Below are 19263 nucleotides of genomic sequence, written 5' to 3' on the forward strand. Positions count from 1 at the left end.
CGCCGCCATGAAATTCACCGATATCTTCATCCGGCGGCCCGTGCTGGCCAGCGTCATCAGCCTGCTGATCGTGGTGCTGGGCTTGCGCTCCTTATTCAGCCTGCCCATCAACCAGTATCCGCGCACGCAGAACGCGGTGGTCACCATCTCCACCACCTACTACGGGGCGGACGCGCAGACCGTGGCCGGCTTCATCACCCAGCCGCTGGAATCGGCCGTGGCGCAGGCGCAGGGTATCGACTACCTGTCCTCGTCCAGCAACAGCGGGGTATCGGTCATCACGGCCACGCTGCGGCTCAATTACGACGCCAACCGGGCGCTGACCGAAATCACCACCCAGGTCAACTCCGTCAAGAACCAGCTGCCGGCCCAGGCCCAGACGCCGGTGCTGACGGTGCAGACGGGCCAGACGACGGACGCCATGTACATGGGCTTCTACAGCAATACGCTGCCCACCAATAACGTGACGGACTTCCTGGCCCGCGTCGTCAAGCCCAAGCTGGACGCCATCGAAGGCGTGCAGACGGCCGAGCTGCTGGGGGCGCGCCAGTTCGCCTTGCGGGCCTGGCTCAACGCCGATCAAATGGCGGCCCATGGCGTCACGGCGGCCGACGTGAGCGCGGCGCTGGCCTCGAACAACTACCTGACCGGCCTCGGTTCGTCCAAGGGCCAGATGGTGAGCGTGCCGCTGACGGCCGGCACCGACCTGCACACGGTGGAGGAATTCAAGCAGCTGGCCATCCGCCAGAGCGGCGGCGCCATCGTGCACCTGGAGGACGTGGCCAACGTCACGCTGGGCTCGGAGAATTATGACTTCAACGTGGCCTTCAGCGGCGTGCGTTCCGTCTTCATCGGCATCAAGGTGGCGCCCGAGGCCAACATCCTGGACGTGGCCAAGCGGGTGCGCGAAGCTTTCCCGCCCATCCGCGAGCAGCTGCCGAACGGGCTGACGGGGGAAATCGTCTACGATTCTACGGACTTCATCAACACCTCCATCCACGAAGTGGTCAAGACGCTGGTGGAGGCGCTGGTCATCGTCACCATCGTCATCTACCTGTTCCTGGGCAGCCTGCGGGCCGTGGTGGTGCCGGTGATCGCCATGCCGCTGTCGCTGATCGGCACCTTCTTCGTGATGCTCATGCTGGGTTACTCGATCAACCTGCTTACGCTGCTGGCCATCGTGCTGGCCATCGGCCTGGTGGTGGACGACGCCATCATCGTCGTCGAGAACGTGGACCGCCACATGAAGCAGGGCATGGCGCCGTTCGACGCGGCCCTGGTGGCGGCCCGTGAGCTGGGCAGCCCCATCGTGGCCATGACCGTGGTGCTGATCGCCGTCTACGTGCCGATCGGCTTCCAGGGCGGGCTGACGGGCGCGCTGTTCACGGAGTTCGCGTTCACGCTGGCCGGCGCCGTGGCCGTGTCGGGCGTGGTCGCGCTCACGCTCTCGCCCATGATGTGCGGGCGCTTCTTCCGGGCCAGCCAGGACGAGGGCCGCTTCGTCAAGGCCATCGACCGCGTGTTCGACCGGGTGCATGGGCGCTACCTGCGCATCCTCCACAGCCTGCTCGACACGTGGCCGGTGCTGATCGTGATGGGCGTGGTGTTGAGCGTGCTGCTGGCGCTGATGTTCAAGATGTCGCAATCGGAACTGGCGCCCGAGGAGGACCAGGGCATCGTGCTGTCGCAGGTGGTGGGCGCGCCCACGGCCACGTCGGACCAGATGCAGACCTACGCGCAGCAGATTTTCGCGATCGGCAAATCGATACCCGAATACGAGCAGATGTTCCAGATCACGGGTGTCCCCACCATCAATTCCGGCTTTGGCGGCGTGCTGTTCAAGCCGTGGGACCAGCGCACCCGCTCGGCCCACGAGATCCAGCAGGAGCTACAGGAAAAATGGAACACGATCGCCGGCGCGCGCGTGGCGGCCTTCCAGTTCCCCGCCTTGCCCGGCAGTTCAGGCTTGCCGGTGCAGTTCGTGGTGACCACCACGGAACCGTTCGAGAACCTCAACACGGTGGCCGAGCAGATGCTGGAAAAGGTCAGGGCGGCCAACAAGTTCTATTTCGTGGACGTGGACCTGAAAGTCGACTCGCCGCAGGCCACCGTGGTGGTGGACCGCGACAAGCTCACCTCGCTGGGCATGACCCAGCAGGATTTCGGCAACGCGCTGGGCGCAGGGCTGGGCGGCGGCTACGTCAATTACTTCTCCATCGCCGGCCGATCCTACAAGGTGATCCCGCAGGTGCGGCAGGTGGACCGGCTCAACCCGGCCAATGTGCTGGACTTCCAGATCAAGACGCCCGGCGGTGACATGATCCCGGCCAGCACCGTGGCCAGCCTCAAATACAGCGTGGTGCCCGAATCGATCACGCGCTTCCAGCAACTGAACGCCGTGACCTTCGCCGGCGTGACGGGCGAATCGCAGGGCGACATCCTGCAATTCATGCGCGACACCTTGAAGCAGGTGGCGCCGAGCGGCTATACGGTCGATTATTCCGGCCAGTCGCGCCAGTACGTGCAGGAGTCGGGCGGCTTCCTTGTCACGATGGGCTTCGCCGTCATCATCGTGTTCCTCACGCTGGCGGCGCAGTTCGAGAGCTTCCGCGATCCCGTCGTGATCCTGGTGTCGGTGCCGCTGGCGCTGTTCGGGGCCATGATCTTCATCTTCCTCGGCTTCGCCTCGATCAACATCTACACGGAGGTGGGGCTGGTCACGCTGATGGGACTCATTTCCAAGCACGGCATCCTGATCGTGGAGGTGGCCAACCATCTGCGGGCGGCGGGCAAGGACAAGCGGGCCGCCATCGAGGAAGCGGCCGGCACCCGGCTGCGCCCGATCCTGATGACGACGGCGGCCATGGTGTTCGGCGTGGTGCCGCTAGTGATCGCCTCCGGCGCGGGCGCGGCCGGGCGCCACGCGATGGGGTTGGTGATCTTCACGGGCCTGGCCATCGGCACGCTGTTTACGCTGTTCGTGGTGCCGGCCATGTATATGTTCCTGGCCGGGAAGCATGTGGCTGTCGCGCCGCCGGAGGAACCTGCGGCCGATCGCGAGCCGGCCCCGGAACCCGCGCCCGCGGGCCACTGACGGCCAGGGGGATTCAGGCGGCGCGCGCGGACGCCAGCGGCACGGCGGGCACGCCCTCGACGGCCTGCTCGGGCGCCGTCTCCATCATGGCGCGCGTGGCCGTCTCCAGTTCCGCGAACGCTTCCACCGTCAGCGCCATCAGCCGGTCCGGGTCCGGCACCTGGTCGGTATCGACGAACAGGGCCAGCTGGATCTGGCCCGCGTACGATATGAAGGCCAGGCCCACGCCCAGCTTGCCCGCCTGCGGCACCCAGCAGATCAGGTCCGTCATGCGCGAGCCGGCCAGGTAGCGGCGGCTGCCCGGACCTTCGATATTGGTCAGCACGACGGAACCCTTGGACGTGAACAGGTTCAGCGCGAAGTGCTGGAGCGCCGTCGGCAGGCAGCCGGCGATGGACAAGAAGGTCATGGTGGCGCGCGGCTGGTGCGAGCGCTTGATGGCCGTCATGCGGGCGCTGGACTGGCGCAGCCGCTGGCACGGGTCGTCCACATTGGTGGGCAGTTCCACGGCCACCAGTCCGAATTCGTTCCCGAGCTGGAAGGCGTTGGCCTTCTCGCGCAGGTTGAAGGTGACGGCGGCCCGCAGCGCGCGGCCGTCCACCTGCTCGCCGTTGGACGACAGGTAGGCACGCAGCGCGCCCGACACGGCGGCCACCCACACGTCGTTGAGCGTCACGCCCATGCGCTTGGACAGCGTGCGCACGCGGTCCATTTCCAGCGGCGGCAGCCAGACCAGCTGCTTCTCGCCGTGCATGGGCGCTTTCAGGCGGGTGCGGGCGTCCGGCCACAGCATGGACAGGCGCGTAACGTGGCCGGCGATCTTGAGCCACGAGACGGCGCGCGCCAGGTTGAAGCACACCGGATTGCCGGTGACGGCGGCGCGGTGCGGATGGCCGACGGGCGAGGGCGTGCGGCCATGCAGGCCGTTGTCGTCGGTCAGATGATTGAGCACGTGGACCAGCCCCAGGCCGTCCGTGATGCAGTGGTGAACCCGGAACACGATGGCGTGGCCGCCGTTCACGCGGTCCAGCACCGTCATGTGCCACATGGGCCGGTCGGTGGCCAGCGGCAGATGGGCGATGCGGGTCAGGTGGTTCTGCAGCTCGGCGCGGCTCACTTCCTCCACCATGCGCTCATGCTTGATGTGGTCGAGGATGTTGAATTCCTCGTCCTCCACCCAGTGCGCGCGGCCCCAGCGGGTCACCACCTTCTGCGTGAAGCGCGGGTAGTTGGGCAGGCGGTGGGCGATGGTCGATACCAGCCGTTCCATGTCCACCTCGCCCTCGAACAGCAGGATGCTGTTGATGACCATCAGGTTCTTGTTGGTGTCCATGCGGTGCCAGGCGTAATCGCGCCGGGTCATGCGCGAACGGGGCGCGCCGGCCGGGCGCGCCGGTTCCACGGGCTGCTGCGGCTCCTGGTGCGCGTGCGCGCGCGATGCGGAAGTGTGGTCCATGTGCTGCTGTCTCCTCTTGCCGCGCCGTTGTAGTTGTAGTGGCGTCGGCCTGTTGTTGATGCCATGCGCGATGCTATGCGTTGCGGGCAGCTGTCGCTAGCTGCCGATGCTGGCCTCCTGGCAGGTGGCCGGCGCCGTGGTCGCGGCTGCGGCCGTGGCAGCGGCCTTGGACACGCCACGCGGGCGCAGCGCATAGCGGTTCAAGCCGCCCATGTGGATGCGGCACAGGTAGTCGGGCCAGTCGATCTGCGCCGGATCGACGGGGAAGCGGGCCGCGTCCTCGGCGCCGAAGCGGCGCGCCAGCGCCATCAGCCGGTTGTTGTGGAAGCGGTAGCGCGGCGCCGTGTAGAACGAGAACGTCACGGCCAGCGTCTGGGTGGTGCGCAGCGCCTCGATGGCCGGCGACTCGCCCGCGCCAAGCAGCCGGCGCACGCCGTTCCAGGCGCCCGTGCCGGCGCGCATGGCGCGCAGCATCAGCAGGAAGGCCGGGCGGCTCACCACCTGGAAGTCGCGCTTGGGCGCGTTGTAGAACAGGCGGTCGTACTGGCGCCAGTTGCGCTTGGCCTCGGTCTGGAACAGGTCGATCACCTTGCCCAGCTTGATCGGGTTGCCCGACCCCGTGCAAGCCTGGTAGATGCGGCGGGCCGGCGCCTCCGTCAGCGCTTCGGCGCTGGCCAGCAGGATGCTGTTGGCCACCAGGTCGGCCGGCACGATGTCGATCACTTCGTCCGGGCGGGCCGGGAAGAAGCTGGTCTTGCCGCGCGCGTAGGCCAGGATGATGGCGTCGGCCACCTTCACGCCTTCGATCCAGCCGGGCACCGGCTCCTGCAGCGTGCTTTCGATGATGGACGGGCGCACGATGGTCAGCGCGCGACCCTGCATGGCGCGCATGGCCAGCTGTTCGCCCATCCATTTGGTGAAGGTGTAGGTGTCGTTCCAGCCGTGGTAGTTGGCTTCGGCGATGCCCAGTTCCGTCAGGCGCGTGGCCAGTTGCTCGGGGTCCTGCACTTCCGCCTTGACCTGGGTGATGCGGTGGTTCAGGTAGTCGAGCAGGTTGGACAGGTCGTAATAGCCGTCCGCGTGGCGCGCGATGCTGGCGCGGGCCGGGCGCACGATCTCCTCCTGCATGGCGCCGCGCTGGTAGCCGTTCACGTAGCAGGTGGAGACCTGGATCAGCGGCGCGTTGGCCGCGCGCGCCAGCGTGGACAGGTTGGCGATCGACAGCGCGTTGATGGCCAGCGCCTGGTCCAGCGCCTCGCGGAAGTTGACGCTGGCGGCCGCGTTGATCACCAGGTCCACGCGGCGGGTGAGGGCGTAGAACTCGCCCGGATCCAGGCCGAAGCTCGGTTCCGTCACTTCGCCCGTCACGCATTCGAGCTTGTCGGCGAAGAATTGTTCCAGGTAGCGGGGCCGTTCGGCGCGCAGCTTGTCGAACACGGAGGAAGCGGCCACTTCGCGCTCGAAGCGGGCGCGGGCCGTCACGCCGTTGCGGCCACCCCGTATCAGCAGGATCACGCCGCCCACGTCGGGCACGGCGCGGATCAGTTTTTCCAGTACCACCTTGGCCAAAAAGCCCGTGGTGCCCGTGATGAAGACCCGCTTGCCGGCCAGCGCCGGTCCAACTCCCAGGGCTGGCCCGGCGTTCAAAACATTGTTCATATTCTTCTCAGTCTCTTTAATTGCTTGCAACCTTCGTTCGATACGGTGAGGACTTGCCCGCACCGTGTTTTTACTTTTACGGCTTGCCGCGCCGTCGAGGTTTGCTCCACATTCTTTGTGAGAAGTTTGCTGCGCCGCGCGGGAGGCGGTGGCCGGCCCGCGCGCTTGCCCGGAGAAAACGTATCAATACTGCAATAGACTCCGGTTTCGATCTTAATGCGAAACAGTGGCGTGGCAGGCCACAATGCCTAGTCCCGGCGAGCCAAACGCATGGCGCGGCGAGTCACGCGCGGCCCGCGGCGGCGGCGCCAGAGAGGGAAAAAGGGGGCAAAACCGGGAACGGGATTTGTGTTGCGTTTCGTCTATTTTGTTGTCAATTTCATACAGCAAAAAACTGCTTGCAAGCAATAATTAGGGAACAATTGTCCGGGACAGGCCTGTTTCGACTATCATGCAAGTCTGATATTTGATCTTCAACCAGCGTTTCTCGGCCTGGCGTGATGCGGGCCGCGGCGCGTAGCCATGTCCACCGCATGCCCAGAACCGTGTTGATTGAGCCGACCCCGTTGACGTCTGCCACTGCCGCCGCGCCGCGCGCGCGGGTGACGGCCGGGGGCATGCTGTTCGCCGGGCTGGCGCTGCTGCTGGTGCTGGTCTGGCTCAGCCCCTGGACGGCGCCTCTCAAGCAAAGCGAAGTGCTGTTCTCGGCCGCCGCCCATACCATCTTCGAGCTGTTCGCCGTGGTGGTGGCGGGCCTCATTTTCGCCGTATCGTGGAACGCCCATCAGCGCGAACGGGCCGGCAACACCATGATCCTGGCCTGCGGTTTCCTGGCCGTGGGCCTGATCGACCTGGCCCACCTGCTGTCCTACAAGGGCATGCCCGATTTCGTCACGCCGGCCTCGCCGCAAAAGGCGATCGCGTTCTGGCTGTGCGCCCGCTACGCGGTCGCGCTGACGTTGCTGGTGGTGGCGCTGCGGCCCTGGACCCGCTTCCGCAGCAACGCCACGCGCTACCTGATGCTGGCAGGGGCCCTGGCGTTGACGGCTGCCGTCTACGGCCTGCAACTGTACGCGCCGGAGATCTGGCCCGTCATGTTCGTGCCCGGCGAGGGGCTGACCTCCATCAAGCTGGCGGCCGAATATGGCATCGTTGCCATCCTGCTGGTGCCGCTGGCGCTGTTCTGGCGCGCGCCGGCGTCCGAGGCCACGCCGCTGCTGCGGGCCACGGCCATCACCATCCTGAGCGAATTGTGCTTCACGCTGTACGCCAACGTGAACGACATCTTCAGCCTGCTGGGCCACTTGTACAAGGTGGTGGCCTATGGCTACATCTACCAGGCCGTGTTCGTATCGAGCGTGCGCGAGCCGTTCCTGCGTCTGTCGACCGCCGTGCGCCAGCAGCGCGCCGCCGAGGACCGGCTGCACTTCCTGGCCTACCACGACCCGCTGACGGAGCTGCCCAACCGGCTCATGGCCCGCACCAGCTTCCGCGACGCCGTGGCGCGCCAGAACGGCGGCCGGCTGGCGCTGGTGTTCCTCGACCTCGACAATTTCAAGCAGATCAACGACAGCCTGGGCCACCTGCAGGGCGACCGGGTGCTGCAGGAAATGGCGAACCGGCTGCGCGCGCTGGCGCCGCCCGGCGCCACGGTGAGCCGCCAGGGTGGTGACGAATTCCTGCTGGTGTGGAGCATCCTGCCCGATGCGCCGGCGCTGGCGCCGGTGCTGGACATGCTGCTGCACCGGCTGCAGGAACCGATCGCACTGGCTGGCCAGGAACTGGCCACCACCGTCTCGGCCGGCGTGGCGCTGGCGCCCGACGACGGCGCCGACTTCGACACCCTGCTGCAAAAGGCCGACACGGCCATGTACCACGCCAAGCACCAGGGCCGCAACACCTGGTGCAGTTTCGCGCCGCGCATGTTGTCGGACGCGGCCGACCGGCTCGATATCCGCAATGGCCTGGCGCAGGCGCTGCAACGGGATGAACTGCTGCTGTATTACCAGCCCCAGTTCGACCTGGCCAGCGGCCGTATGATCGGCGTGGAGGCGTTGATCCGCTGGCAGCGCCCGGGCCACGGCCTGGTGTCGCCGGCCCGCTTCATTCCGGTGGCCGAGGAGTGCGGCCTGATGGTGCCGATCGGCGCCTGGGTGCTGCGCACGGCGTGCCGCCAGATGGCCGAGTGGCGCGCGGCGGGCGTGCCGCACATGGTGGTCGCGGTCAACCTGTCGGCCCTGCAGTTCGGCCGGGGCGACCTGGAACAGGACGTGCGCGCGGCGCTGGAACAGGCCGGGCTGCCGGCGGGCTGGCTGGAACTGGAACTGACGGAGTCCATCCTGCTGCAAAACCCGGAGCAGGTGCTGGCCGTTGTGCAGCGGCTGCGCAAGCTGGGGGTGAGCCTGTCGGTGGACGATTTTGGCACCGGCTATTCCAGCCTGGCTTATCTCAAGCAGTTCGCCGTCGACAAACTCAAGATCGACCAGTCGTTCGTGCGCGCCATCGACGCCCACCCGGACGACACGGCCATCGTGCGCGCCATCGTCCAGATGGCCCACAGCCTGGGCCTGAAGACCATCGCCGAGGGCGTGGAGAACGCGGCCGTGATGGAGTTGCTGCGCAAGCTAGGCTGCGACGAGGTGCAAGGCTATCACTATGCGCGCCCGCTGCCGGCGGCCGACACGCTGCCCTTCATCCTGGCCGCGCAATCGGGCCCGGCGCCGGCCACGGCCTGACCGGCCGGCCGCCGCCCGCCGCTTCCAGCGTTCAGGCCACGCGCCGCAAGGTGCGCTGCGTCCGGTGCGGCCGCTCCGTCGCTTGCGCCGTTCCGCGCGCCGTTTGCATCACGGGTGCCGGCCGCACCGCCGGCGTGGCCAGCTGCAGGGCGGGCGCGCGCGTGGTGCTGGTGTTGAGGCGGAAGTGATCGACCAGCACGGCCAGATGGTGCGCCTGCTGCTGCATGCACTGTGCCGTGCCCACGGCCTGGCTGACCACGGCCGCGTTTTGCTGGGTGATGGTGTCGAGCTGACCCACGGCCTGGTTGACCTGCACGATGCCGTCGCTCTGTTCCTTGCTCGCGCCGTTGATGTCGGCCATCAGGCAGGCCGCATGGGTCACCGACTGCACGATATCGTCCATCACCCGTCCGGCGTCCGTCACCAGCACGTTGCCCTGGTCGATCGCGTCCACGCAATCGCCGATCAGGACCTTGATTTCCTTGGCCGCCCCGGCGGCGCGCTGGGCCAGGTTGCGCACCTCGGTGGCCACCACTGCAAAGCCGCGGCCCTGTTCGCCGGCGCGGGCCGCTTCCACGGCCGCGTTCAGCGCCAGGATGTTGGTCTGGAACGCGATGCCGTCGATGACGCCGACGATGTCGGCCATCTTGCCTGAATGGCCGCGGATGGTGGACATGGTGGAGACCACCTGGCGCACGGCGTGGCCGCCGTCAGCGGCCACGCCGGCGGCCGAGTTGACCAGCGCCGTCGCCTCGTGAGCGTTGTCGGCGTTGCTGCGCACGGTGCTGGTCAGTTCATCCATCGTGGCGGCCGTCTGCTCCAGCGAGGCGGCCTGCGATTCGGTGCGCGCGGACAGGTCGGCGTTGCCGCTGGAGAGGTCGGCGGCGGCGTCGTTGACAACACCGCTCGCTTCCTTGATCTGCCCCACCAGCAGCTTGACGTTGATCTGCAGGATGCGCAGCGCCTGCAAGGCGTCGATCGCTTCCTTGCTGCCATGGGCCGGCATGGCGCCGGTCAGGTCGCCCGTGCTCATCTGGTTCAGGCCGCGCCGCAGCTCATCGAGCGGTGCGAGCATGCTGCGCTGTAGCAGCACCCAGCACAGTCCCAGCAGCACCATGCCCAGGCCGGCGCCGGCCGCCGACACCATGCTGCCCTGGGCGATGGCCATCCACAGCATGACGCCAAACAGCAGCAGCATCAGGCTGCCGGCCACACCCAACTGGCGATTCATGGGACATTCCGCCAGCGCGGCCACATGCCGCCATGGCGAACGGCGCGCCACCACGCCCTCGTGCACCCACAGCGGCTCGCGGCCCTCGCGCAGCTTGCGGTAAGCCAGTTCCGCCGCTTCCACCTTGGCCCGGCTCGGTTTGGTGCGGATCGACGTGTAGCCCACCATCCGGCCTTGCTCCAGCAGCGGCGCCATGCTCGCCTCGACCCAGTAATGGTCGCCGTTCTTGCAACGGTTTTTTACCATGCCGGTCCAGGCCTTGCCCGCCTTGAGCGTGCGCCACAGGTCGGCGAACGCCACCTGCGGCATGTCCGGGTGGCGCACGATGTTTTGCGGCGCGCCCAGCAGTTCTTCCTCGCTGAAGCCGCTGATAGTGATGAAGTCCTGGTTGACATAGGTGATGTTGCCCTGGAGGTCAGTCTTGGACACGATGGTTTGCGCGTCCTTCAGGACATACTCTTGGTTGGTGACGGGCAGGTTGTTACGCATCGGATACTCCTGTTTGCGATGGTGACAGCAGGATCGCAGGCCGGTCCGGGTGGCGGACAAGTGGCATGCGGAGGATATGGCCGGGAAAATGCTTCCCGTGGAGGAATAATATATCGCAAATCAATGCAATTGCCAGATTCGCTGCCAAATATTATTTTATTTGGTTAATTTGCTAAATTCGAGATTTGCGCGTTGTCCAGGACATGGTGCCCGCGCCTCAGGCGATGATGCCCAGCTTGCGCGCGATCGCCACCGCCTGGGTACGGCTCTGGGCATGGAGCTTTGTGTTGATGTTGCGCAGATGGGTGCGCACCGTGCTGTCCGAGACAAACAGCTTTTCGGCCAGCGCACTGTTCGAGTAGCCGTCCGCCAACAGTGCCAGGATGCGTGTCTCTTTTTGGGTCAACGGTTCGGCCAGCGCGGCGCCGGCGCCCGTTTCCGGCGCCGTTTCCATTTCCGCCTCGGCCGGCGGGAAGGCTTGCGCCAGCCGCAGCAGGTAGTCGCTGAACAGGGGATCGGGGCGGGCCGCCGGGTCGGCGCGCAGGCTGTCGTGCAGGCGGCGCACCAGCAGGCCCGCCACCGGGCCTTCGTCCACGATCAGCCGCACGAAGCCTTCGCCGCTGGCCTCGCGCAGCGCCTGCTGCATGGCCGTTTGCGCGGCGCGCGCCTGGCCCGCATGGTGCAGGGCGATGGCGCGCAGCAGTTGCAGCTTGAGCTGGCGCCGCACGCGGCCCTCGGCCGCCGCTTCCGCCAGCGCTGCTTCAAGCTGGTCGAGCGCGGCGTCGGCCGGGCCGAAGTGCGCTTCCCAGCGCAGCCGTCCCAGGTCGAAATGCTCCACGTCGTGCGCCAGCAGGCGCAGCGCGCGCACGCGGGTCCACACGGCCGTGTCGTTGGCCCGTTCCAGTTCCTCGCGGGCGGCCACGCGGTTGCCTTGCAAGAGCAGCATGCGCGCCCGTTCCAGCTTGGCGCTGGCCACCACGCGCGGCAACTGGCGCTGGTAGCCTGTGTATTCGAGTTCGCTCAGGTATTGCAGCATCATGTCGATGTCGCCGCGCGTGAAAGCGATCCGGGCCAGGCGGGTGTAGCCGATGATCATGTGGTCGGCCAGCGCCACGTCCTTGGCCAGCGGCACGTAGACGTTGAACAGGTGGGCCGCCGTGCGCAGTTCGTTCGCTTCGTACAGCGCGTCCGCGTACAGCACGCCGGCGAAGGCGTTGCCGTGCGTGTGGGTGTAGGACGGCGCGTGCGTGGTGTTGACGGCCAGCCGGAAGCGCGCGCTGGCCTGGCGCAGCCGGCCGCCTTCGAGGTCCAGGATGCCTTCGATGGATTCCGAATACATGCGGTTGAAGATGCCGGCGCCGTCGCCCTGTTTGCGGCGGGCCGCGTCCAGCATCTGGTGCGACTGCTGGTACTGGCCCAGCGAACAGAGGATCAGCGCCATGCCGTTGATGAGCATGCTTTCCGCGAACGGCTTGCTGAGCGGGAGCTGGGCCAGCGCCTCCATGCCGGCCACGCTGGCTTCTTCGATGCGGTCCATCATCGTCAGCAGCGACGGGCGCAGGGCCAATAGGTGGGCGCGCACGTCGGGATCGGTGGAATCGGCGCAGCCGGACGCTTCCAGCACGGCCATCCCTTCGCGCGGGCCGCGGCTCAGGGCCAGCGCCCACGTCTTGACCACCACCAGCATCGGCGCCTGTGCCAGCGCGGCGGCCGGAATAGCGCTGAACCAGCGCGTGAGCAGGTGCATGCGGCCTTCTTCCAGCAGCCCTTCGGCGTGCTGTTGCAGCAGCCGCAGCGCCAGTTCCAGGTTGCCGCCATCGAGCGCGTGGTCGATGGCGGGCACGATGCCGCCCTGGGCCTGGTACCAGTCCGATGCGGCGCGGTGCAGCCGCTGTTCTTCGCCCGGCATGGTGATCCGCAGTTGCTGGCGCAGGAAGCCGGCGAACAGGCTGTGGTAGCGGTAGGTGCCCGGTTCGCCTTCGATGGGCTGGATGAACAGGTTGGCCTGTTCCAGCGCGGCCAGCAGCTGGGCGCTGTCCTCGCGGCCCAGCAGGGCGTCGCACAGCGAGGCGTTCAGGTGGCGCAGGATGGAGGTGCGCAGCAGGAAGTCGCGCACCGTGCCGCTCTGGCGGGCCAGCACGTCGTCGGCCAGGTAGTCGGCCACGGCGTCATTGGAGCCGGAGAAGCGGGCGATGAAGTCGGCCCGGCCTTCCTGCCGTTCCAGCGCCATCGAGGCCAGCCACAGGGCGGCGGCCCAGCCTTCCGTCTTGCGGTACAGGGCCGCCAGGTCGGCCTCGCCCAGTGCGATGTGGCGCTGGCCGGTGATGAATTCGGCCGCCTCGCCGGCCGAGAAGCGCAACTGGGTGGTGTCGATCTCCAGCAACTGGCCGCGCGCGCGCAGGCGGCCCAGGCCCAGGTCCGGGCGGCTGCGGGCGCCGATCACGAGCTGGCCGCGACGGGGCAGGTTGGCGATCAGTTCGCGCACCAGGTCCAGCACTGTGGGGTCGGTCACGTGTTCGAAATCGTCGAAGAACAGCGCGAACGGGCTGGGATGGGCGGCCAGCCGTTCCATGATGTCGAGCGCGCCGTCGCTGGCGCCGGCCTGCTCGCCGTGCAACTGGGCCACGGCCGCCGCCAGGCAGGCCAGGAAGCGGGCCGGGTCGTTGTCGCTGCGGTCCAGCGTGAGCCATAGGGTTTCCACGCCGTCGGCCTCGAACTGGGCACGGCATTGCAGCATGGTGGTGGTCTTGCCGAATCCGGCCGGCGCCCGCACCAGCACCAGCCGCACCGACTGGGCCGCGCGCACGGCCTCCGCCACAGCCTTGCGCAGCACTTGCGCGGCCGGCGGCGAGGGCGGATTGAGCTTGGCGGCGAGCCGGTTGGGCGCGACGCTGGTGGCTGGGTTCATAGGGGAAGGTCAGTTGCGGGAGTCGCAATCTTACCGTTTTCAGGGGCGCGAGCGCAATTCGTCGCTTCCGACGATGCGGGCACGGGCACCCCCTGCCTACAATACTTGCATACTCAACTAATTGGAGACCTTGTCCCATGATTCCACGTACCCTGTACAACCAAGACCACGAAGCGTTCCGTGACGCCGCCCGCCGCTTCATCGAAGGGGAGATCGTGCCCCATCACGCGCGCTGGGAGGAGCAGGGCCACGTGGACCGCGAAATCTGGAACAAGGCCGGCGCGGCCGGCCTGCTGTGCACCAGCATGCCGGAACAGTACGGCGGCGCGGGCGTGGACCTGCTGTACAGCGCCGTCTACATGGAGGAGCAGGCGCGCGTTGGCGCCACCGGCGTGGGCTTCTTCCTGCACTCGGAAATCGTGGCCCCCTACATCCTGCACCACGGCAGCGACTACCTGAAATCGACCTACCTGCCCAAGATGGCCACCGGCGAGATGGTGGGCGCCATCGCCATGACGGAACCGGGCGCCGGCTCCGACCTGCAGGGCATCAAGACCTCCGCCGTGCGCGACGGCGACGATTACATCCTCAACGGCTCCAAGACCTTCATCACCAACGGCTGGCTGAGCGACCTGGTGATCGTGGTGGCCAAGACCGATCCCACGGCCGGCTCCAAGGGCATCAGCCTGTTCGTGGTGGACACCACCATGCCCGGCTTCAGCAAGGGCAAGCGCCTGCACAAGATGGGCATGAGCGCGCAGGATACCTCGGAACTGTTCTTCGACAACGTGCGCGTCCCGGCCCGCAACCTGCTGGGCGAGGAAGGCCGTGGCTTCTACTACCTGATGAAGGAACTGCCATGGGAGCGCCTGCAGATCGCCGTGACCGGCATCGCCGCCGCCCAGGCCGCGCTGGACTGGACCATCGCCTACACCAAGGAGCGCAAGGCCTTCGGCAAATGCATCGGCGACTTCCAGACCGTGGCCCACAAGCTGGCCGAGATGAAGACGGAAATCGCCGTCGGCCAGGTGTTCGTGGACCGCTGCCTGGAGCTGATGAATGCCGGTAAGCTGGACGCCGAAACGGCCTCCATGGCCAAGTACAATATCTCCGACCTGCAGTTCAGCGTGATGGACCGCTGCGTGCAGCTGTTCGGCGGCTACGGCTACATGCATGAATACCCGATCGCCCGCGCCTGGGCCGACGCGCGCGTGCAGCGCATTTACGGCGGCACCAACGAGATCATGAAAGAACTGATCAGCCGCACCCTTTAATCTTCCAACCGCAAGGACCGACGACATGGAAGCATACATCTACGACGCCGTGCGCACGCCGCGCGGCAAAGGCAAGAAGGACGGCTCGCTGCACGGCACCACCCCGGTGGAGCTGGCGGCAACGGCGCTGCGCGCGCTGCGCGACCGCAATGAACTCGACACGTCCAATGTGGACGACGTGATCCTGGGCTGCGTGACGCCGGTGGGCGAGCAGGGCGCCTGCATCGGCCGCGTGGCCACGCTGGCGGCCGAATACGACCAGAGCGTCTCGGGCGTGCAGGTCAACCGCTTCTGCGCTTCCGGCCTGGAAGCGTGCAATATGGCGGCCGCGCTGGTCATGTCCGGCCAGGCCGATATGGCCGTGGGCGGCGGCGTGGAAGCCATGTCGCGCGTGCCCATGGGCGCCGACGGCGGCGCCTGGGCCGTGGACCCGCGCTGCGCCATGCCCGGCTACTTCGTCCCGCAGGGCATTTCGGCCGACGTGATCGCCACCCTGTGGGGCTACTCGCGCACCGATCTTGACGCCTACGCCGTGGAAAGCCACCGCCGCGCCCAGCGCGCCGTGGACGCGGGCTGGTTCGCCGGCTCCATCGCCCCCGTGCGCGACATCAACGGCCTGCTGGTGCTGGACCGCGACGAAACCATCCGCCCGCAGACGAGCATCGAATCGCTGGCCGCGCTCAAGCCATCGTTCGCCGACATGGGCGAGAAATACGGTTTCGATTCCGTGATCCGCCAGCGTTATCCTGAAATGGAGCGCATCAACCACGTGCACCACGCCGGTAACAGCTCGGGCATCGTGGACGGCGCGGCCGCCGTGCTGTTCGGCAGCGCCGAAGCGGGCGCCCGTTCCGGCCTCAAGCCGCGCGCCCGTATCCGCTCGTTCGCCACCATCGGTTCCGAGCCATCCATCATGCTGACCGGCCCAAGCTACGCGGCCGAGAAGGCGCTCAAGCGCGCCGGCATGAACGCCTCCGACATCGACCTGTTCGAGCTGAATGAAGCCTTCGCCGCCGTCGTCCTGCGCTTCATGCAGGTGATGAACGTGCCGCATGACCGCATGAACGTCAATGGCGGCGCGATCGCCATGGGCCATCCGCTTGGCGCCACGGGCGCCATGATCCTGGGCATCCTGCTCGACGAACTGGAACGGCGCGACCTCAATACCGGCCTCGCCACCTTGTGCGTGGGCGCGGGCATGGGCATCGCCACCATCATTGAACGGATTTAAGGAGAGCGGCATGATCAATTTTGAACTCGACGCCCAGGGCATCGCCACGCTGACCTGGGACATGCCAGGCCGCAGCCAGAACGTCATCAACGGCGAGAGCTGCGCCGCGCTGTTCGCCGCCATCGAGCGCGCCGTGAGCGACCCGGCTGTCAAAGGCATCCTGATGACGTCGGCCAAGGCGGACTTCATCGCCGGCGGTGACCTCGAATGGCTGCAATCGGCCGACGCGGCCCCCGAACTGTTTGCCCGCACCACGGCCCTGCACAAGGCCTTGCGCCAATTGGAAACCTGCGGCAAGCCCGTCGCCATGGCGCTGCCCGGCACCACGCTGGGCGGCGGCCTGGAAGTGGCTCTGTGCGGCCACTATCGTGTGGCGGCCGACAAGCCGTCGGCCCGTTTCGGCCTGCCGGAAGTGACGCTTGGCCTGCTGCCGGGCGGCGGCGGCACCCAGCGCCTGCCGCGCCTGATCGGCGTGCAGAACGCGCTGCCGCTGCTGCTGGAAGGGAAGCGCCTGAAAGCGGCGGACGCGCTCAAGCTGGGCATCCTGAACGCCGTGGTGGCCGCCGGCACCGAAGTACAGGCGGCCCGCGACTGGCTGCTGGCGCAGACCGGCCCCGTGCAGCAACCGTGGGACACGAAAGGCTACAAGATCCCCGGCGGCGCCATCGTCAGCCCGGCCGTGCAACAACTGATCATGGCCGCCAACGCCATGCTGCGCGCCAAAACCTACGGTAACTACCCGGCGCCCGAGCACATCCTGTCGTGCGTGTACGAAGGCTTGATCACCGACCTCGATACGGGCCTGAAGACGGAAGCGCGCTATTTCGTGCACGCCGTCCTGAGCCCGCAGGCCAAGAACATGATCCGCAGCCTGTTTTTCGGCATGAACGAGGCCAACAAGCTGGCCGCCCGTCCGGCCGGTGTGCCCAAGCAGCGCTACAGCCGCGTGGGCATCCTCGGCGCGGGCATGATGGGCGCCGGCATCGCCTACGTGACGGCCAAGGCAGGCATCACGGCCGTGTTGCTCGACACGTCGCTGGAAGCGGCGGAACGTGGCAAGGACTACAGCCGCAAGCTGCTGGAAAAGCAGGCCGCGCGCGGCCAGATCACGCCGGAGAAGGCCGCCGCGCTGCTGGAGCGCATCGTGCCCACCACCGACTATGCGGCGCTGGACGGCGCCGAGATGGTGATCGAAGCCGTGTTCGAGGACCGCGCCATCAAGGCCGACGTGACCCGCAAGAGCGAAGCGGTGCTGGCGCCGGATGCGATTTTCGCGTCCAACACCTCGACCCTGCCGATCACCGGCCTGGCCGAAGCGAGCGCCCGTCCCGCCAACTTCATCGGCCTGCATTTCTTCTCGCCGGTCGACAAGATGCCGCTGGTGGAAGTCATCATGGGCAAGGGCACCAGCGACGCCACGCTGGCCCGTTCGCTGGACTACATCGCCGCCGTCGGCATGACGCCCATCGTGGTCAACGATGCGCGCGGTTTCTACACCAGCCGCGTGTTCTCGACCTACGTGATGGAAGGCTTGCAGATGCTGAAGGAGGGCGTGCGCCCGGCCCTGATCGAGAACGCCGGCCTGCAAGCGGGCATGCCGGTCGGCCCGCTGGCGCTGACGGATGAAGTGTCGGCCGAACTGCTGGTCAAGATCGAGAAGCAGACGGCGGCCGACCTGGGCGACGCCTATCGTCCCCGTCCCGGCCTGGAGGTGGCGCAGCGCATCGTGGCGTTGGGCCGCATCGGCAAGAAGGTGGGCCAGGGCTTCTACGATTATCCGGAAGGCGGCAAGAAGTCGCTGTGGTCAGGACTGGCGGAGCTGTTCCCGCCGGCCGCCGAGCAGCCCGATGTCAGCGTGCTGGTGCAGCGCCTGATCGCCGTGCAGGCGGTGGAGACGGTGCGCTGCATGGAGGAGGGCGTGCTGACGACGGCGCGCGACGCCGACATCGGCGCTATCCTGGGCTGGGGCTTCCCGCCGTTCCGGGGCGGTACCATCGGCCATATCCACAGCACCGGCATCGCGGCCTTCATCGGCCAGTGCGACGCATTGGCGTCGCAATTCGGCGAGCGATTTGCACCACCAGCGCTGTTGCAGACGATGGCCGATAACGGCCGCACCTTCTACAGCCGTTAAGTCCGGCGGCCCTCCGACGGGCTGACTGACAACCTCGCGGGGCCGCCAATGTGCGGCCCCGTGTTGTTTTCGCATCAATCTTTTTGTTGGTGGACGACAAATCTAGACACACTGTCTAATCGTGTGTACTATCGTTTGCAGAAGGTGCCGCGGGGCGCCGAACGAATCTTCGCAAGGAGTGGCGTGTCGATGAACAAAGCAATCGTGACCTGCAGCCTGACGGGCGTGCTGACCGATCCCAAACAACACCCGGTGCCAGTGACGGCGGACGACATGGCGCGTTCCGCCCGCGATGCCTTCAACGCCGGCGCCTCCATCATGCACGTCCACTTCCGCAACCAGCAGCCGGGCAAGGGCCACCTGCCGACCTGGGAGCCGGACGTGGTGGAACACATCGCCCAAGCGATACGCGATGCCTGCCCTGGCGTGATCCTCAATTTCTCCACCGGCGTGGTGGGACGCGACATCGCCGGCCCCGTGGCCTGCCTGGAGCGCTGCAAGCCGGAGATGGCGGCCATGAACGCGGGCAGCCTCAATTACCTGAAGACCACCTCGTCGGGCGCCTGGGCCTGGCCACCCATGTTGTTCGATAACCCGGTCGAGAAGATCGCCGCCTTCCTCAAGGTGATGCAGGAGAACGGCGTGATCCCGGAATGCGAGTGCTTCGACGTGGGCATCCTGCGCTCGATCCCCATGCTGCGCGCGGCCGGCTTGCTGCGCGACCCGTTGCACGTGTCGCTGGTGCTGGGTGTGGCCTCCGGCATGCCGGCCGACGTGGATCTGTTGCAGGTGCTGATGAAGTACATTCCGTCCGGCGCGCAATGGCAGGGCATCGTGATCGGGCGCGAGGAAGTGTGGCCGCTGCACCGCCGCATCGCGGAGCTGGGCGGTCATCTGCGCACCGGCCTGGAAGACACGTTCTACCTGCCCGACGGCGCCAAGGCCACCGGCAACGGACAACTGATCGAGGCGCTGGTGGCGACGGCCCGCACCGCCGGCCGCGAGATCGCCTCGCCGGTCGAGGCACGTGCCATGCTGGCCACCCACTGATC

General features: G+C 67.1%; 10 protein-coding genes. 6 read left to right on the forward strand and 4 right to left on the reverse strand.

The features are described 5' to 3' along the window. Positions 1-7: 7 nt before the first annotated feature. The gene (locus H3H36_RS00385; protein ID WP_182213002.1) at positions 8-3094 is read left to right on the forward strand and encodes an efflux RND transporter permease subunit; all 3087 of its coding nucleotides are present in this window, start codon (positions 8-10) and stop codon (positions 3092-3094) included. 13 nt (positions 3095-3107) lie between these two features. Here H3H36_RS00385 and H3H36_RS00390 read toward each other — a convergent pair whose 3' ends face one another. Both H3H36_RS00390 and H3H36_RS00395 read right to left on the reverse strand, forming a co-directional pair. Next, positions 3108-4550, reverse strand: coding sequence for a wax ester/triacylglycerol synthase family O-acyltransferase (locus H3H36_RS00390; RefSeq protein WP_229219648.1), 1443 nt, complete (start codon positions 4548-4550; stop codon positions 3108-3110). A 96-nt stretch (positions 4551-4646) separates the two neighbouring features. Beyond that, positions 4647-6209 carry a fatty acyl-CoA reductase gene (locus H3H36_RS00395; RefSeq protein WP_182213003.1) on the reverse strand — a complete coding sequence of 521 codons (1563 nt, stop codon included), beginning with the start codon at positions 6207-6209 and terminating at the stop codon, positions 4647-4649. Between the two features lie 566 nt (positions 6210-6775). Here H3H36_RS00395 and H3H36_RS00400 point away from each other — a divergent pair. Then, entirely contained in the window at positions 6776-8944 is a 2169-nt protein-coding gene (locus H3H36_RS00400; RefSeq protein WP_182213004.1) for a putative bifunctional diguanylate cyclase/phosphodiesterase, read from the forward strand. Positions 8945-8975: 31 nt separating this feature from the next. On the opposite strand, the gene H3H36_RS00405 is transcribed toward H3H36_RS00400, so the two are convergent. Next, on the reverse strand, positions 8976-10664 hold the full coding sequence (locus H3H36_RS00405) for a methyl-accepting chemotaxis protein (protein WP_182213005.1): 1689 nt from the start codon (positions 10662-10664) through the stop codon (positions 8976-8978). Between the two features lie 217 nt (positions 10665-10881). Next, positions 10882-13572, reverse strand: a complete 2691-nt coding sequence (locus tag H3H36_RS00410; protein ID WP_182213006.1) for a winged helix-turn-helix domain-containing protein — start codon at positions 13570-13572, stop codon at positions 10882-10884. A 137-nt stretch (positions 13573-13709) separates the two neighbouring features. Between H3H36_RS00410 and H3H36_RS00415 the strand changes: the two genes are divergently transcribed. The 4 genes from H3H36_RS00415 (at position 13710) to H3H36_RS00430 (ending at position 19261) form a co-directional block, all read left to right on the forward strand. Further along, a complete protein-coding gene (locus H3H36_RS00415) occupies positions 13710-14846 on the forward strand; it encodes an acyl-CoA dehydrogenase family protein (protein WP_182213007.1) in 1137 nt (378 codons plus the stop codon). A 25-nt stretch (positions 14847-14871) separates the two neighbouring features. Further along, positions 14872-16077, forward strand: coding sequence for an acetyl-CoA C-acetyltransferase (locus H3H36_RS00420; RefSeq protein ID WP_182213008.1), 1206 nt, complete (start codon positions 14872-14874; stop codon positions 16075-16077). Positions 16078-16087: 10 nt separating this feature from the next. Further along, on the forward strand, positions 16088-18211 hold the full coding sequence (locus tag H3H36_RS00425; protein WP_182213009.1) for a 3-hydroxyacyl-CoA dehydrogenase NAD-binding domain-containing protein: 2124 nt from the start codon (positions 16088-16090) through the stop codon (positions 18209-18211). A 189-nt stretch (positions 18212-18400) separates the two neighbouring features. After that, entirely contained in the window at positions 18401-19261 is an 861-nt protein-coding gene (locus H3H36_RS00430; protein WP_182213010.1) for a beta-keto acid cleavage family enzyme, read from the forward strand. The last annotated feature ends 2 nt before the right edge of the window (positions 19262-19263 follow it).

The sequence above is a fragment of the Rugamonas fusca genome (genome assembly GCF_014042365.1).
In the GTDB taxonomy this organism is placed as follows: domain Bacteria; phylum Pseudomonadota; class Gammaproteobacteria; order Burkholderiales; family Burkholderiaceae_D; genus Rugamonas; species Rugamonas fusca.